The following is a 17649-nucleotide window of genomic DNA, read 5'->3' on the forward strand; positions in this document are numbered from 1 at the left end:
AAGAAATAAGTGATAGCTGCTAAAATCTTTTCAATATAAAAAAGAGGGCTTCCCAAAAGCTATGTAAACCTTTTGGGAAGCCTCTTTTACTATTATTAGTAATTGTTATACCATTATGTGCAAACAGCAACTAATATTTTCTGAATATCGTAAATGCTTTTATCCTTCTTAAATTGTTTTGCGATTGCTGGGGTTTGAGCTCCGGAAATCCAAATTTTTAATTCAGCATCTAAATCAAAGTGTCCGGCTGTTTCTATACTAAAGTGGGAAATACTTTTGAAAGGAATGGAATGATATTCAATCTTTTTACCAGTAAGACCTTGCTTATCGACTAGTAATAGGCGCTTATCCGTAAAAACAATTAAATCCCTAATTAGTTTAAAAGCAACATCTACTTCTTCACCAGCTGCTAATATTTGTTGCAGTTCACTTGCTACAGCTTCTTTGTCAACGGTAGAGGCATTTCCTAAAAGACTACTCAATAATCCCATCATCATTCCTCCTAAATTAATTATTTATGAATTATTGGGCAAATACCCAGTAATGCAATTACAAAAAGCGTAGTAGCTACCCGGAGGTCGATACCAAGTATTTCCACCTAGAGTTAAATATATCATCCTTTTGTTATGATTTAAACGTATTATTTAAAACATGCGGTTATATGCGATGACATGTTTGCCGTTTAATTAATGTGTGAGGCACAATGACTTGTTTTACCTCTTGATCGGGGCTATCAAGTTGATCCAATAGACATTCAGCCGCATAATAACCGAGTTTGAAAATATCGATATCAACTGAAGTTAATGGAGGTCTTGTGAATTCACTCAGCATCAAATTATTAAAACTGATGAGTGAAATATCTTCAGGGATTGAAAGCCCCATTTTATCGATCATGCCCATAATGCTAAAGGATAATAAATCATCCTTTACAATAAGTGCTGTCGGGGGGGCTGGCAATGTCATAAGCTTCTTAAATCCTGCCATTCCGCCATCATTTAGGAATTCTTCTTGAACGACATACTCATCTTGATAAGGAATATTTGCATCTTCTAATGCCTTCTTATACCCGAGTACACGGTCAATGGTCACAACTAGATCTAAACTTCCACAAATAAAGGCAATCTGTTTATGGCCAAGCTTAATGAGATATTCAGTCACGTCTTTGCCAGCTCTAAAATTATCATTATCGACATGAGAAATGTGCTCAGAATGCTGATATGGCTTACCGATCACTGAGAAAGGAAATTTCTTCTCCTGCAGCAAGGTCATAATTTTATCATCTATACGTGAATAAAGAAGGAGGACACCATCAACCCGACCTCCATGAATCATTCGTTCAACACCATCATAGATTTCCTGCTCATTTTGTCCGGTTGACATATAAATGGCAAATTCTCTTTCATGTGCCATTGTACTAATACCTCTTATAACTTCTGGAAAGAAGGGGTTTTGAAAGACCTTATCAACTGAACTTGGCATCACAAGACCTATTGCTTTCGTACTTTTAATAGCGAGGCTTCTGGCGTTAAAATTTGGATGGTATCCCAGCGTTTCCATTGCTTCTCTTACGCGCTTTTTGGTCTGTTCGCTAATACGAGGGTTGTTTGCAATGACCCTCGAAACGGTTGATGGGGCTACATTTGCAAGCTTCGCGACATCTTTAATTGTTACTGCCATAAAAATTCACTCCAAATCTCCTAGTTAACGTACTGCATCTATAAAAATTTATGAAAGATATGTATTTGTAAGATTCTTTTGTTCATTTTAGGATTGTGGAAATTATCGCTAATTATAATAACGATAATCTGTCCGGGTTCATAGCCTTAAATCCTATCTTATCATTAACCATCTTGAAGTTCCTATATAATCATACACTACTAAAAAAGAGATCTTTACAGTTAAATATTTGAATATGTGCAATGATAAGCGTGAGCACACTTTGACCAAGATAAAATAGATGTTATTTCAAAAGGAGTTTTTAAAATGTACCAAAAAAACTTTTGCGCAAACGATTGCGCAAATAAAATGGATATGTTAATCTCTTAATTAAGTAAGAGAGGGGGCTTCATGATGAAAAAATGGTGGAAAGAAGCCGTTGCCTATCAAATTTATCCACGCAGCTTTATGGATTCAAATGGTGATGGGGTCGGCGATATCCAAGGAATTATTTCAAAACTTGATTATATAAAAGATTTAGGCATAGATGTGATCTGGATCTGTCCGATTTATAAATCACCCAATGATGATAACGGTTACGATATTAGTGACTATCAAGATATATTAAAAGAGTTTGGATCAATCGATGATTTTGATCAGTTATTACAGGAAATTCATGCAAGAGGAATGAAACTTATCATGGATCTCGTTATTAATCATACGTCTGATGAGCACCCATGGTTTATTGAAGCACGTGCATCGAAAGAAAGCGCATACCGAGACTATTATATATGGCATCCTGGTAAAGATGGTGATGAGCCGAATAACTGGGAATCCATATTTGGCGGTTCTGCATGGGAATATGATAAGAATACAGAGGAATACTATCTGCATGTATTTTCAAGGAAACAGCCTGACTTAAACTGGGAAAATCCAAATGTCCGCCAAGATTTATATAAAATGATTAATTGGTGGTTAGATAAAGGAATTGATGGTTTCCGTGTAGATGCTATCTCACATATTAAAAAGGTACCTGGATTCCCAGATATAATAAATCCAGAGAATAAACGATATGTGCCATCCTTTGAAGGGCATATGAACCGCCCTGGAATTCATCTATTTCTTGATGAGCTAAAACGTGAAACCTTTGATCAATATGACATTATGACCGTAGGAGAAGCTAATGGGGTGACTGTAGAGGATGCTGGTCTTTGGGTTGGCGAAGAAAAAGGGAAATTTAATATGGTTTTCCAATTCGAGCATTTAGAGCTTTGGAATAAAAGTGCAGATAATAGCCTTGATATTCATGCTTTAAAGAGCGCACTTACGAAATGGCAAAAAGGATTAGAAGGAAATGGCTGGAATGCTTTATTTTTAGAAAACCATGATCAGCCGCGATCTGTTTCAACATGGGGAAACGATAAAGAATACTGGGCTGAATCTGCTAAATGCCTTGCTACGATGTATTTTCTCATGCAAGGAACACCGTTTATTTATCAAGGACAAGAAATTGGCATGACGAATGTTCAATTTCCTTCCATTGAAGATTACAATGATGTCGCTATTAAAAACTTATATCGAATTGAAAAGGAAAATGGCAAACTCCACGAAGAAATTATGGAGATCATTTGGATGAGTGGCAGAGATAATTCTAGGACACCAATGCAATGGAGCAAAGAACCAAATGCAGGATTTTCAAATGGTATTCCATGGCTGAAAGTAAATCCGAATTATGTACAAATTAATGTTGAACAAGCGATAGATGATCGAAAATCAATCTATCATTATTATAAGAAACTTATAAAATTACGAAAAATGAATGAGGTCTTTGTTTATGGTTCTTATGATCTTATCTTAAAAAATCATGAACAAATTTATGCGTATACAAGAACATTTGAAAACGAGAAAATTCTTGTTATGACAAACTTATTCCCACAAGAAGCAGACTTTATTTTGCCAGTAAATTTACCGTTTAAATCACCAGAGTTGTTGATTAGTAATTATGAAGTCAACGAGGAAGAAGCTATTCAAAACATTAACTTAAGACCTTATGAAGCAAGGGTTTATCGACTAAAGTAGGTAGTTATTAATAAATCTAATTTTGAAACAATGAAGTAAGTCTAAGCTATAAAATCTCATGTTCCTTCATTATGAAGGACTTAAAACAAGCAAATGTGCAAACGTTTGCCTAGGAATATGATTTACTTCTTGTTTCGAACTATATAGGGAGGATATAAGAAATGAAATTTCTTTCATTTGATTTTTGGCAGAAATTTGGTAAAGCCTTACTTGTTGTTGTAGCAGTTATGCCTGCAGCAGGAATTATGATTTCTCTTGGGAAATTGGTTGGTATGACAGGCAGCGATTTGGCACTCATCCAAATAATTGCACGTGTTATGGAGGATATTGGTTGGGGGATTATTACTAACCTTCACGTATTGTTTGCTGTTGCTATTGGTGGTTCTTGGGCGAAAGAACGTGCGGGCGGTGCTTTCGCAGCATTAATTGCTTTTATTTTGATTAATCGGATTACTGGAGCTATCTTTGGTGTAAACAGTGATATGTTAGCAGATCCTGATGCAACCGTTCAATCCTTATTTGGAAGTGAATTAATTGTAAAAGATTATTTCACGTCTATTCTAGGTGCACCAGCATTAAATATGGGAGTATTTGTAGGGATTATCTCTGGTTTCTTAGGAGCCAATCTATTCAACAAATATTATAATTATAATAAATTACCACAATCACTTTCATTCTTTAACGGTAAGCGATTTGTTCCATTTGTTGTCATTGCCGGTTCTGTTGTAACCGCTGTCGTTTTAGCCGTCGTTTGGCCGTTTATTCAAGGATTATTGAATGATTTTGGTCGTTGGATTGCGTCTTCTCGTGATACAGCACCAATTATTGCTCCATTTATCTTTGGGGCATTAGAACGTTTACTATTACCTTTTGGTTTACACCATATGTTAACGGTTCCGATGAACTATACAGAGCTTGGAGGAACGTACACAATCTTGACAGGCTCAAGTGCTGGACAAACTGTTGCGGGGCAAGATCCATTATGGCTTGCTTGGATTGCTGACTTAAATAACTTTTTAGCAGCTGGGGATACGGAAAGCTATAAACAATTATTAAATGATGTCACGCCTGCTCGTTTTAAAGTAGGTCAAATGATTCTTTCCTGTGCAGCATTAATAGGAATTGCCTTCGCGATGTACCGTAATGTTGATAAGGATAAGCGTAAGAAATATACGTCTATGTTCTTATCTGCTGGACTTGCTGTATTTCTAACAGGTGTAACAGAACCAATTGAGTTTATGTTCATGTTTGCTGCTCCAGTCTTATATATCGCTTATGCCATTATGACGGGCCTGGCTTTCGCCATTGTAGATATTATTGATATTCGTGTTCACTCATTTGGTATTATTGAACTTTTAACACGAACACCAATGATTATTAAAGCAGGTCTATGGTTAGACTTATTGAATTTTGTGATCGCTTGCGTAGTCTTTTTCGGATTAAACTTCTTTGTTGCAAACTTTTTAATTAAGAAGTTCAACTTCCCAACTCCAGGGCGTGCAGGAAACTATATTGAAGAGGAAAATGGAGAATCAACTCAAGAAGGTAATATTGCAAGCACAAATGATGACTCACTTGCTACAACAATTATCGGATTATTAGGCGGTAGAGAAAATATTGAAGATGTTGATGCTTGTATGACCCGCTTACGTGTAACTGTAAAAGATGCAAATGCCGTTTCTGCAGAAAAGCAATGGAAGCAAAACGGGGCGTTAGGATTAATTGTAAAAGATAAAGGGGTACAAGCGATTTATGGTCCAAAAGCAGACGTATTAAAATCAGATATTCAAGATCACTTAGGGGTATAAGGGATGAAGCTATTAACCTTAAACTGCCATTCGTGGCAAGAAGAAAATCAGATAGCTAAAATAAAAATTCTTGCAAAAACAATTCAAGAAAAATCATATGATGTCATTGCTTTACAAGAGGTAAGTCAATTGGTGAATGAGCAAATCATTGATGGGAATATCAAAAAGGGGAATTTTGGACTTGTATTATTAAATGAGCTTCAAAAGCTTGGTGTAGCCGATTATCAACTTGTGTGGGACTTTTCCCACATAGGTTATGAAATATATGAGGAAGGCCTTGCCATCTTAACAAAGCATCCAATCTTAGAAACATACTCATTTTTTGTATCGGGAAATAAAGATACCAACTACTGGAAAACAAGAAAAATAGTCGGGGCAAACATTTCTTATCATGATAAACCGATCGCATTTTATTCATGTCATCTTGGCTGGTGGCATGATGAAGAAGAACCGTTTAAAAATCAAGTAGATTCGCTATTAAAATTTGTTCAGAAAGACGAAGTTTACTTCTTAATGGGCGATTTTAATAATCATGCATTTGTTAAGGGAGAAGGCTATGACTATTTGATGAGCCGTGGTCTTTATGATACGTTTAACCTTGCTGAAGAAAAGGATAAGGGTATAACCGTTAAAGGAAAGATAGCAGGATGGGATCAAAATAAACATGATTTACGAATCGATTTTATTTTAACAAGTCAGCCTCGTCGGATAAAAAATTCAAATGTTATTTTTAATGGTGAGTCCAAATCTGTTATTTCAGATCATTTTGGTGTAGAAATTGAAGTTGAATTAGAAAAGAATGATTTAGAATAGCCTATAAACAATAACACCTTAAGTCGTATTTGATACGCTTTGAAGGTGTTTTTTGTTTGCGTATCTTTATAACATACTGTGATTGTAACCCATTGATTTGTTTGGACTAGTAAAAAATTGATATACTTATTATAAAATAAATAAAATGAAGACAGGAGTGTCCATTTTGCCAAAAGTAAGAAATATTATCTTTTTATTGCTCGTTGCAGGCGGACTTTGGCATTTTTATGGAGAGACATTCAAACAATTTGGTGTTCAAGGTGTATTTGAAGACATTCGCTCAGATGTTAACGGTATAAAAGAGAATCCGGAAGTAATGGCTGCATTTGAGACATTGAATAAAGAATTTCAACTATTGATCAGCGAACTTACGGATCAACTTTCAGATAAGGAACAACCGATTCAAAAGAATGTTGAAAAACCTACATTGGATTCTCCTTCAGAACAATCATTTTCGGTTCATAATGTTGAACTAGGTGACGACCGTTCAGAAGTAGAAGGGAAAGTAGGCACGCATAAGCGTTCTTCCTTGAATGAATATGGTGTAAATTGGGTTACGTATCATGATAACTACCAAAATTTCTTTATGGTAGCATATAATCAGCAAAATAAAGTAAGTGGGCTATATACAAATCAGGATTTAGTATCTTCAACAAAAGACATCACTTTTAAAAGTTCAAGAGATATCGTCCTTTCAAAATTAAATGAACCTCTAAAAAGCATTCGAAAAGGACTTGTATCATATCAAATTCAGAACAATCAAGAATATGACACATTTCTCATAGATAACCATTTTGTCACCATTTTTTATGATAAACATGAAAATAAGACTGTGACAGCTATTCAAATCATTAGTGACGAACTTGAAAAGCAAAAAGCAGAGTACTTTACTGATCCAAGTGAGGAGCTGAAAGAAGGCTTTGAATATCAATTGTTTGACCTGACAAATGCGGCTAGAGTCAATCATGGTCTGTCAATTCTTTCTTGGGAAGAATCGGTACGAGAAACAGCCCGTAACCATAGTAAAGATATGGCTGACAACAATTACTTCAACCATACAAATCTTGAAGGTCAATCACCATTTGACCGAATGAAGGAAGACGATATTGCCTTTCGTATTGCTGGAGAAAATCTTGCAACAGGTCAACTTAGCAGTATATTTGCTCATGAAGGTTTGATGAACTCTCTTGGCCACAGGGAAAACATTTTGCAATCAGGTTTTGAGTCGCTAGGTGTTGGTGTTGCCTTTAATGAAGAATCACGTCCATATTATACGGAAAACTTTTTAACACAATGACATAAAATACAAAAAAGAACCGAACCCTTACATAAAAAGAAAAGCGGGGTCCGGTCCTTTTTGATTTACTAAAGTGTAAATTTATGGACTAATTCATTTAAATTGATTGCTAGTTTTTCTAATGTTTTTGCATTATGGCTGATCTGTTCCATAGAATTGCTTGTTTGTTGGGCTGATGCTGTTGTTTCTTCAATCCCTGCAGCAGATTCCTCTGAAAATGATGCGATATTTTCTACGATAGCATGGATTGTTGTTGATTCATTTTTAATATGTGATAGGTTTGTAGAGATATCATTGATTTTATCTGCCATAAAGGAAATAGAATCTGTTATTTCCTCAAACGTTTTTCCTGTTGTTTGAATTTGTGTTGCCCCTATTGAGACCTTTTTATAACCTTCATGTAAGGAGTCTGTTACATGTTTGGAACCTTGTTGGATATTGTTTGCCATTTGCGTAATATCATTAATTGAATGTTTTACTTGGTCTGATAGTTTTCGTACTTCATTTGCCACTACAGAAAAGCCTTTACCATGTTCTCCTGCTCGAGCTGCTTCTATGGCTGCATTCAAAGCTAATAAATTGGTTTGATCAGCTATATCCTGAATAACCTTTATCATCCCGGTAATTTGTTTTGCTTGTTCATCTAAAGCTTGTACCTTATCAACTGACTCTTTGACGATTTCATGGATGTTACTCATACCATTAACAGATTGTGACATAAGTTCATTTCCCTTAGTTGTTAAGCTTAGCACTTGTTTTGTTTTTGAAGATATTTCATGACCACTTTCTGATGAAAACTCAATTTTCTTTGAGAATTCCGTCATTGATTCAGCTAATTCTAATGATGAATTTGCTTGTGATTCAGCTCCATGTGACAATTCTTGCATGGTAGCTGCTATTTGCTGACTGCCTTCACTGATTTCATGTGATGAATGGGTAAGAAGTGTACTATGCTTACTAATCACAGCAGCTGAATTTGTCAATTGCATGACTATTTCTTTAAAATTTTTCTGCATTTGCAGGATAGAAGTTGTTAATTGTCCAATTTCATCTCTTCTATTTTTCCCTTGGTATCGTTTATCCAACTTTCCTTTGGCAAGTTCATTCATAAAATAAGCTAATTGTTTTATTGGATGTGAAATTGATTTACTAAAAAAGAATGCGATAATCGAAACAAGTAGTAATGTGAGACCCACTACAATTACAGTTACCCACTTTGTAGTTGTTTCGACTTGTTTAATGATGGAAATATCTTGGGTGATTCCAATTATTCCAATTGCTTTTGTTTTTGTAGGATCATACATTGGTATGAATGTTCGGAGAGCTTCTCCATTTTCTTGTACGATTTCTTTTCCTGATAGGACACGTTTAATCAAAGCTTGATCAGTAAGAATGGTGCCAATGTGTTCTTTATTAGATGAAACAATTGATTCTCCTGTTCCATTATAAAGATCAAGCTGTACACCGTCATTCGTTTGTGATAAGTTTTTTAGAAACTGATCATCAACCCCAGTTTGTAACGTACCGATGGTTTCATTGTTATATCGAATAGGTGCAAAAGCTCGAATTGCTAACCCGCTGCTGCCAAATTCAAAACCAGAAAGATCTTCTCCGTTTAACGTTGCTTGTATGGCTGGAAGATCACTTTTATCATCGCCAAATTTTCCAGGGTTATGTCCTCTGAAATAGACCATGCCATTTTTATCACCGAATTCAAACACATTTAAGTTCTGCTCTTCTTGAAGTCGGTCAAAAAAGGATTTCGCCGTACTAGCTAACGAATCACGATCATTAGAGCGAAAAGCCTCGATAAGTTCTGGATCTTGAGCGTATATTTTTGTAAGATCCAATAGTTCCTTTGAAGCTATATCAAGACTATTAATGACAGATTGCTTAGTAGATTCCTGGCTTTGGTTTATAAGTGTAGAAAAACCTTGATTGCTATAGTACAAAAGAATCCCACTTAACAAAGTTAATGGGATAATTGAGGTTGAACAAAGGGTAAATAGTAGCTTTTTGTTCAAAGATTTTGTTTGTAACATTCATGTTGTCCCCTTTACGGCAGAAGTTGCGTAATTTATTTGACAATTATACCGTATAAAAAATCTTGATCCTAGGATTTTTTTACTACAAACAAAGGGAGATTTAACTCTAACATATAGAAAAACTTGGATAGATTGCAAAAATCAACAGGTATTTGCTAAGTTTTTCAGAATACTATAATGAGATTATGCTCTAAATTCATCCTAGGAGGATAAGAATGTCTGAAATTGAAGAATTGCATCCAAAACTAAAATTAGTTATTGAAAATATAGGGAATGTGATGATTGGTAAGAGAGATGTAAGTATACTTAGTCTTGTTGCATTACTTGCAAATGGACATGTATTACTAGAAGATGTGCCTGGTGTAGGGAAGACGATGATGGTGCGTGCCTTGGCAAAATCGGTTGGAGTAGAGTTTAAACGAATTCAGTTTACGCCAGATTTACTCCCTTCAGATGTTACAGGTGTATCGATCTATAACCCGAAGGATCAAAAGTTTGAGTTTCGTGAGGGACCCCTTTTTGGGAATGTAATATTAGCTGATGAAATAAACCGTACCTCTCCGAAAACTCAATCTGCTTTATTAGAAGGGATGGAGGAAGGAAGCATCACGGTTGATGGAATAACAAGAATCCTTGCTAAGCCTTTCTTTGTCATGGCAACACAAAACCCAATTGATTATGAAGGGACATATCCTCTCCCAGAAGCACAGCTGGATCGGTTTTTATTTAAATTAAGGATGGGCTACCCAACTAAAAGTGAAGAATATGAAGTTCTGACATTAGCGGAAAAAGAAAGGCCAATTCATAAAATTGATAGTGTCATAACGAAAGAGGAATTAATAAAGCTGCAGAGTGAAATTCAAAAGGTTTATGTAGATGAAACGATTAAGCACTATATTATTGATCTTACAAGTAAAACAAGAAAGCATCCATCTGTTTACTTAGGAGCAAGTCCGCGTGCATCCATTGCCTTGATGAAGGCTGCACAAGCATATGCATTTATTACTGGTAGAGACTATATCATTCCTGATGATATTCAATATTTAGCACAGTATACCCTGCCACATCGCATTATTTTAAGATCTGAAGCGAAATTTGAGGGGAAATCAGCGGATGAATTAGTAAATGATTTAATCGTATCAACAAATGTTCCAGTCCAAAGGTCGTTAAGTCGTTAATGAAAATTTCATTCAATAAGATCCATACAGCTTGGAAGTTAATTTCCCTCTTGTTCTTTACGTTAGCCGCGTTTAGCTATGCGATGTTTCAAGGCGGATTTGTCAGTTGGTTCCTTTTTTATAGTTTTTCACCTTTTGCGATTTACTCGCTTTTATTATTGATTTATCCTATTGGTCAATTTCAAGTAACAAGAATAATTAATCAAGAACAATTTACTGTCGGTCAACAACTTATAGGTACGATAACGGTGAAAAGAAAAGTTCCTTTTCCTTTATTTTATCTAATAGTAGAAGATGTGATTTCTAAGAAACTGCAAGGAAGTAATAAAATAGAAGAACCAAAGAAGTTGCTATTTCCTTGGTTTAAAAGAAAAGTTTCTTTCAGTTATTCCATTCAAAATATACCTCGTGGAGAGCATCACTTTACAAAGATTCGTATCAAGACGGGTGATCTTTTTGGCTTAATCGAAAAAGAAGTGTATGTTGATGTGAAACATTATTTTCTCGTCTATCCTTCATATGTTGATTTAGTTTACAGCCCGACAAGAAGAGAATTTGAACAAGGCTCAACCTCGAGTCTGGCAACATATTGGCAGGACTCTACGATGGCAGTAGGTGTAAGGGAATATCAGCCTGGTGATAAATTATCCAGCATTGATTGGAAAGCAACCGCGCGAAGAGATTCGATTATGACCAAAGAGTTCGAACAAATGCAAAGTCATGATGTCATGATTATATTGGATCGCGAAAGGTCTGCTTTATTTGAAACAATGGTTACATATACTGCTTCTTTATTACGGACAATGATGAAAAGCGGGGCTCGTGTAGGACTCGTATCTGTCGGCAGATACAAGCAAGTTTTTCCATTGCAGTCTGATGAGGAACATCTTAGACATCTTTTTTATCATTTAGCATTAGTTGAATGTGATAGCCATACAGGTTTAGCCACAATTTTAAAAAGTGATATAGGTAAGACGGAAATGAAACATGTTACACACATGATTGTTACAAGTTATTTGACAATCGATTTGGTACGAAAACTTGAAAACCTTTCAGGCCGGAACCAAATGTACAAGCTATTTGTTGTGAAATATGAAAAGCAGCTCCTCACAAAAGAAGAAAATGTCTTGATAGACAGACTGAAAAAGCTTCATATTGATGTAAAACTAGTAAATGATTTAGAGGGTCCAAAAGGGATAAGAGAGGTGAGCAGATCTTGAATACTCAAACTTCTCATGATGGTAAAACAATTGCCTTTGTTTATTATTTATTTGCTTTTTTATTGCTGTGGGAATGGCTGCGGCCCCTTCAAGCCATTACGGATACAGCAAACACGTTTATTTTTGTCTTTTTCATCGGAATTAGTTTTTTCTTAACTTTTCTAAAGGCGCGTTGGTACGTTACATTTCCAGTGAAACTAATTGTTATTTTATTTCTCCTCAATGGGCTTTATTATGAAGGTGTATTTTTTAGTTTCTTATGGGTGGAAAATTTAAAGAAAGATATTATAGGGAATATGACATTCATCCAAAGTGCTGATTGGATGAGTATGACATCTTCTTATCGTACACTTTTGTTTTTTATCTTATTATGGTTACTCGTTTATTTGATTCATTATTGGATTCTCTATCAAAGGCGAATATTGTTTTTCTTTGTATTAACCCTACTATATATAACCATACTAGATACCTTTACACCATATGACGCTACATTTGCCATTGTACGAACGGTGCTAATTGGTTTCTTTATGATCGGTTTACTTTATTTTGACCGCTTAAAAATGGTTGAAAACTTATATTTGCAGAGATTCACCTCATTTCGTTGGATATTACCACTATTTGCTTTTATTATCTTGTCATTGTTCCTTGCTATATTAGCTCCTAAAGCTTCTCCACAGTGGCCGGATCCAGTTCCGTTCATTACAGCCATTGGTGGTGAGGAAGAGGGGGAAGTTGAAGGCAGTCTTAAGAAAATCGGTTATAGTCAAAATGATAAGAAGCTTGGTGGCGGCTTTGTAGCGGATGATAAAGAAGTTTTTACACATGTATCTGCTGACCGCCATTATTGGCGAGTAGAAACAAAGGATGTTTATACAGGTAAAGGATGGGATGTATCAGATCCTGAAGCGGATTTAGAAGAATTAACAAATGTAAAAAATCAGCTCAATTGGACAGATGAAAGAGTTGCAACGAAAAGCTTAGAAGCTTCTATTTCGATTGATGAAGGATATCGTTATCTCCATGTTATGTATCCCTTAGGACTAACATCGATTGAAACGGAAAATGATATGAGCTATTTCCTTAATCAAAATACCGAAATGATTACTCCTTTTAAAGAAAATGAGGGTTCTAGAACAGATTTTATGGCTTATCAAGTTCATTATGAACTCCCAACTTATCCAATCAATGAGATGAAGAAGCAGCAAGAATTTACGGATGTTCCGGAAGGTTTTATTGATCGTTATACTCAACTCCCGGAATCGCTGCCTGAACGGGTAAGGGAACTAGCTTTACAAATTACCGAGAAAGAAAATAATCAATTCGATAAAGCAAAAGCAATTGAGAATTATCTAGGTTCAGTCGAGTTTTCATATGAAACGGAGGATGTTGCAATCCCAGCGGGAGATCAAGATTATGTCGATCAATTTCTCTTTGAGACATTCGCAGGTTATTGTGATAACTTTTCAACATCGATGATCGTATTATTACGTTCACTTGATATTCCTGCAAGATGGGTGAAGGGATACACAGAAGGGGATTTCATTAAAAATATTAATGATGATAAAAAAGAATATCAAGTGACAAATAATAATGCGCACTCATGGGTGGAAGTTTACTTTACAGGTGTTGGCTGGGTACCATTTGAACCAACAAAAGGGTTTGAAAATCCTTATGAATTAACGAATGAGTATAAAAATACAGAGAATCAAGCACAAAAGGAAGAGCAAGAAAAAAGAATAGAACAAGAACAAAAAGAAACTCCTGAGGTGCAAGAGCCCAAAGAACAAAATCGTTCATTATCACCTGAAAATAAGGAATTAAATTTATTTGATATTCGACTAGGTGGTTGGTTCGTATATGGATCAATCGTTATGATTGTTCTAGCGGGATTTACAATCTATAAAACAAGAATAAAGTGGCTACCATTGATGAACATTAAGAAATACAAAAAACGAGCGGATGAAGAAGTGTTTTTCCAGGCGTACGATGCTTTATTAAAGCAATACGAGCGTCTCGGACTGAAAAGAAAAGAAGGTCAAACATTAAGGGAATATGCTCATGATATTGATAGGTATTTTCACAATGAACAGATGACAACATTAACGAAACGCTATGAAAGAGCCCTATATCGCCGTTATAATGCAAAAGAGGAATGGATAAAATCAGTTGAATTGTGGGAAAATTTAATTAAAAGGAGTTCATCTTGACCATCTATTAAGAGATTGATAGAATAATAAAAATTATAATATTTATTCCTTCATATATACTCGATAATATGGTTCGAGAGTTTCTACCGGGTAACCGATAATAACCTGACTATGAAGGCAGAATAAGTTCGTCATGAAACTAGAATTCTGCCTTCTTTTTATATTGGAGGGCAGGAATCTAGTTTTTTTGCTAATTAGACATAATCTTAAAGCATATCGCAGATAAATAATAGTAAGTCCTAAAGTTTGATGCGTTAGAGTCTTCTTAGTATAAATATTTTATTTTGAAGTGATTAAACGGATGAGGTGACGATTTTGGCAAATATTCAAGAAATGGTAGTAGTATTAGACTTCGGTAGTCAATATAATCAATTGATTACTCGTCGTATTCGTGAATTTGGCGTTTATAGTGAGTTGCACCCGCATACCCTTACTGCTGAAGAGATCAAAAAAATGAATCCAAAAGGGATTATTCTTTCAGGTGGTCCTAATAGTGTATATGGTGAAAATGCATTTAAATGTGATGAAGCTATCTTTGATCTAGGTGTACCTGTACTAGGCATTTGTTATGGAATGCAGCTTATGACCCATACACTTGGTGGAGTGGTTGAACCGGCAAATCATCGTGAATATGGAAAAGCAACAATTGATATTCAAGAAAAGTCTTCACTTTTTGCGGAATTACCAGAGCAACAAGTTGTATGGATGAGCCATGGAGATCTTGTGAAAGAAATCCCACAAGGGTTCCAGGTTGATGCAACTAGTATCTCTTGTCCGTATGCAGCGATGAGTAATGAAGAACGTAAATTTTACGGCGTTCAATTCCATCCAGAGGTACGTCACTCAGAATATGGTAACCATTTATTAAAAAACTTTGTATTTAAAATCTGTGAGTGTGCAGGAAACTGGTCAATGGAGAACTTCATTGAGATTGAAACTGCTAAAATTCAAGAAAAAGTAGGAAATAAACAAGTTCTCTGTGCGTTAAGTGGTGGAGTCGATTCTTCAGTTGTTGCGGTTTTAATCCATAAAGCAATCGGCGACCAATTAACATGTATTTTTGTTGACCATGGACTATTACGTAAAGATGAAGCTGAAGGTGTAATGAAGACATTCAGAGAAGGCTTCAATATGAATGTAATTAAAGTTGATGCGAAAGATCGTTTCATGAATAAATTAAAAGGTGTATCAGACCCTGAACAAAAACGTAAAATCATTGGTAATGAATTTATTTACGTGTTTGACGATGAATCAGCTAAATTAGAAGGAATTGACTATTTAGCACAAGGTACACTTTACACTGATATTATTGAGAGTGGTACGGCTACAGCTCAAACAATTAAATCTCACCATAATGTTGGCGGACTTCCAGAAGATATGGAATTTGAATTGATTGAGCCATTAAACACATTATTTAAGGACGAGGTTCGTGCTTTAGGAACAGAACTTGGCATTCCTGATGAAATTGTATGGAGACAACCATTCCCAGGACCAGGTCTTGGAATTCGAGTTCTAGGTGAAATTACAGAGGAAAAACTTGAAATTGTTCGTGAATCAGACTATATCTTACGTGAGGAAATCAGAAAAGCTGGACTTGAACGGGATATATGGCAATACTTCACAGTTTTACCTGACATTCGCAGTGTTGGAGTTATGGGAGATGCAAGAACATATGATTATACAATCGGTATCCGTGCGGTAACATCAATTGATGGAATGACATCTGATTGGGCAAGAATCCCTTGGGAAGTATTAGAAGTAATTTCAACCCGTATTGTGAATGAAGTTAAACATATTAACAGAGTTGTTTATGATATTACAAGTAAACCACCTGCAACAATTGAGTGGGAATAAAACACGAACGAAACGAACATTATACCAAGTAATGTTCGTTTTTTATTGACGCTGAGAAAATGGGCTGATAGAATAAAGTTGAATTAAATAAGTCGAAATACGTCGTATAATATTGGGGATATGGCCCGAAAGTTTCTACCAAGCTGCCGTAAAGAGCTTGACTACGAAGTGTTGATAAATAGGTGAAAAGTCCTTTTTGTTAATATTTTAAATGTCAAGCGCTCCGAATCATGGAGCGTTTTTTCATTTTTATTAAATAACTCACCTTAGACTCGTCTATTTATTTCGTAATAGCGCATGCTACCAAATAAAGGAGGGTTTCAACATTATGAAAAAGTACTTTCAATTTGATGAATTGGGGACAAACTACCGACGTGAAATTATAGGGGGATTAACAACATTCCTTTCAATGGCCTATATATTATTCGTTAATCCTATTACACTTTCCTTACAGGCTGTACCTGATCTGCCAGATGCAATGAGAATGGATCAAGGTGCTGTCTTCGTTGCAACAGCCATCGCTGCAGCAATTGGCTCATTAATAATGGGGGTTATTGGAAAGTATCCGATATCATTAGCACCAGGAATGGGATTAAATGCATTTTTCGCTTTTACTGTTGTACTTACATACGGAATACCTTGGCAGACAGCTCTTTCAGGTGTACTCGTTTCTGGAATTATCTTTATATTATTGACTCTTACTGGTCTTCGAGAAACCATTATTAATGCAATACCAGCAGAACTTAAACACGCTGTGGGCGCAGGTATTGGATTGTTCATTACTTTTATTGGTTTTCAAAATGCTGGAATTATTGTAAACAATGATGCAACTTTAGTTGGTTTAGGGGACTTCAGCAACGGTGCTACATTATTAGCGATTTTTGGTGTCATCATTACGGTCATCTTAATGATACGTGGAGTAAAAGCAGCGATCTTCTATGGAATGCTTCTTACTGCAATAGTAGGAATGATCTTTGGTTTAATTGATATTCCAAAACAAATTGTAGGTGCTGTCCCAAGTATAGAACCGACATTTGGACAAGCTTTCATAAATTTCGATCAAATCTTTACTCTTCAAATGCTTGTTGTCATTTTAACATTTTTATTTGTTGATTTCTTTGATACTGCAGGTACTCTTGTGGCGGTTGCAAATCAAGCTGGTTTAATGAAGGATAATAAATTACCGCGTGCAGGAAGAGCGTTGTTTGCTGATGCTACAGCGACGACAATTGGTTCAATTTTGGGTACATCAACAACTACTGCTTATGTGGAGTCATCTTCAGGTGTTGCTGCTGGTGCTCGATCTGGTTTTGCAGCTGTCGTTACAGCGATTCTATTTTTATTAGCACTTTTCTTATCACCTTTATTAGGTGTTATCACACCATCTGTAACAGCACCAGCCTTAATTGTAGTTGGTATTTTAATGGTTTCATCATTAAAGAGTATTGATTGGAATCGTCTTGAGATTGCAGTTCCAGCATTCTTTACGATT

Annotated in this window: 12 protein-coding genes and 2 riboswitches (1 of these 14 only partly in view); of the genes, 9 read left to right on the top strand and 3 right to left on the bottom strand. The window is 35.6% G+C overall.

The features are described 5' to 3' along the window. Positions 1-113: 113 nt before the first annotated feature. Positions 114-491 (bottom strand): PH domain-containing protein, encoded by a 378-nt coding sequence (locus GMB29_RS01510; protein WP_136358399.1) that lies wholly within the window; start codon positions 489-491, stop codon positions 114-116. Between the two features lie 166 nt (positions 492-657). Further along, on the bottom strand, positions 658-1677 hold the full coding sequence (locus GMB29_RS01515) for a LacI family DNA-binding transcriptional regulator (protein WP_136358401.1): 1020 nt from the start codon (positions 1675-1677) through the stop codon (positions 658-660). 390 nt (positions 1678-2067) lie between these two features. On the opposite strand from GMB29_RS01515, the gene GMB29_RS01520 reads away from it, so the two are divergent. The 4 genes from GMB29_RS01520 (at position 2068) to GMB29_RS01535 (ending at position 7653) form a co-directional block, all read left to right on the top strand. Further along, positions 2068-3735, top strand: coding sequence for a glycoside hydrolase family 13 protein (locus GMB29_RS01520; RefSeq protein WP_136358403.1), 1668 nt, complete (start codon positions 2068-2070; stop codon positions 3733-3735). A 161-nt stretch (positions 3736-3896) separates the two neighbouring features. Then, positions 3897-5543: a PTS transporter subunit IIBC gene (locus tag GMB29_RS01525; protein ID WP_136358405.1), complete on the top strand. Its 1647-nt coding sequence runs from the start codon at positions 3897-3899 to the stop codon at positions 5541-5543. 3 nt (positions 5544-5546) lie between these two features. Continuing rightward, positions 5547-6356 (top strand): endonuclease/exonuclease/phosphatase family protein, encoded by an 810-nt coding sequence (locus GMB29_RS01530; RefSeq protein WP_136358407.1) that lies wholly within the window; start codon positions 5547-5549, stop codon positions 6354-6356. Between the two features lie 157 nt (positions 6357-6513). Continuing rightward, positions 6514-7653 (top strand): CAP domain-containing protein, encoded by a 1140-nt coding sequence (locus GMB29_RS01535; RefSeq protein ID WP_319941462.1) that lies wholly within the window; start codon positions 6514-6516, stop codon positions 7651-7653. A gap of 68 nt (positions 7654-7721) precedes the next feature. Here GMB29_RS01535 and GMB29_RS01540 read toward each other — a convergent pair whose 3' ends face one another. Further along, on the bottom strand, positions 7722-9695 hold the full coding sequence (locus GMB29_RS01540) for a methyl-accepting chemotaxis protein (RefSeq protein WP_136358411.1): 1974 nt from the start codon (positions 9693-9695) through the stop codon (positions 7722-7724). Between the two features lie 218 nt (positions 9696-9913). Here GMB29_RS01540 and GMB29_RS01545 point away from each other — a divergent pair, with 218 nt between their 5' ends. The 5 genes from GMB29_RS01545 to GMB29_RS01565 all read left to right on the top strand — a co-directional run. After that, on the top strand, positions 9914-10876 hold the full coding sequence (locus GMB29_RS01545) for an AAA family ATPase (protein WP_136358413.1): 963 nt from the start codon (positions 9914-9916) through the stop codon (positions 10874-10876). Then, positions 10876-12096, top strand: coding sequence for a DUF58 domain-containing protein (locus GMB29_RS01550; protein WP_136358415.1), 1221 nt, complete (start codon positions 10876-10878; stop codon positions 12094-12096). Before GMB29_RS01545 ends, GMB29_RS01550 begins: the two co-directional genes overlap by 1 nt. Then, on the top strand, positions 12093-14303 hold the full coding sequence (locus tag GMB29_RS01555) for a DUF4129 domain-containing transglutaminase family protein (protein ID WP_136358417.1): 2211 nt from the start codon (positions 12093-12095) through the stop codon (positions 14301-14303). The genes GMB29_RS01550 and GMB29_RS01555 overlap by 4 nt, the downstream gene beginning before the upstream one ends. A 30-nt stretch (positions 14304-14333) precedes the next feature. Continuing rightward, positions 14334-14435, top strand: a riboswitch (purine riboswitch). A gap of 201 nt (positions 14436-14636) precedes the next feature. Then, complete coding sequence (guaA, locus tag GMB29_RS01560) at positions 14637-16157, top strand: glutamine-hydrolyzing GMP synthase (protein WP_406600329.1); 1521 nt, start codon at positions 14637-14639, stop codon at positions 16155-16157. 82 nt (positions 16158-16239) lie between these two features. Continuing rightward, positions 16240-16341: riboswitch (purine riboswitch) on the top strand. 144 nt (positions 16342-16485) lie between these two features. Continuing rightward, a protein-coding gene (locus tag GMB29_RS01565; RefSeq protein WP_155443820.1) for an NCS2 family permease crosses the window boundary here: on the top strand, positions 16486-17649 show its 5' portion. The gene runs 159 nt beyond the window's last position; only the first 1164 of its 1323 coding nucleotides appear in the window; it begins with the start codon at positions 16486-16488; its stop codon lies beyond the right edge, outside the window.

The sequence above is a fragment of the Metabacillus sediminilitoris genome (assembly GCF_009720625.1).
GTDB lineage: Bacteria > Bacillota > Bacilli > Bacillales > Bacillaceae > Metabacillus > Metabacillus sediminilitoris.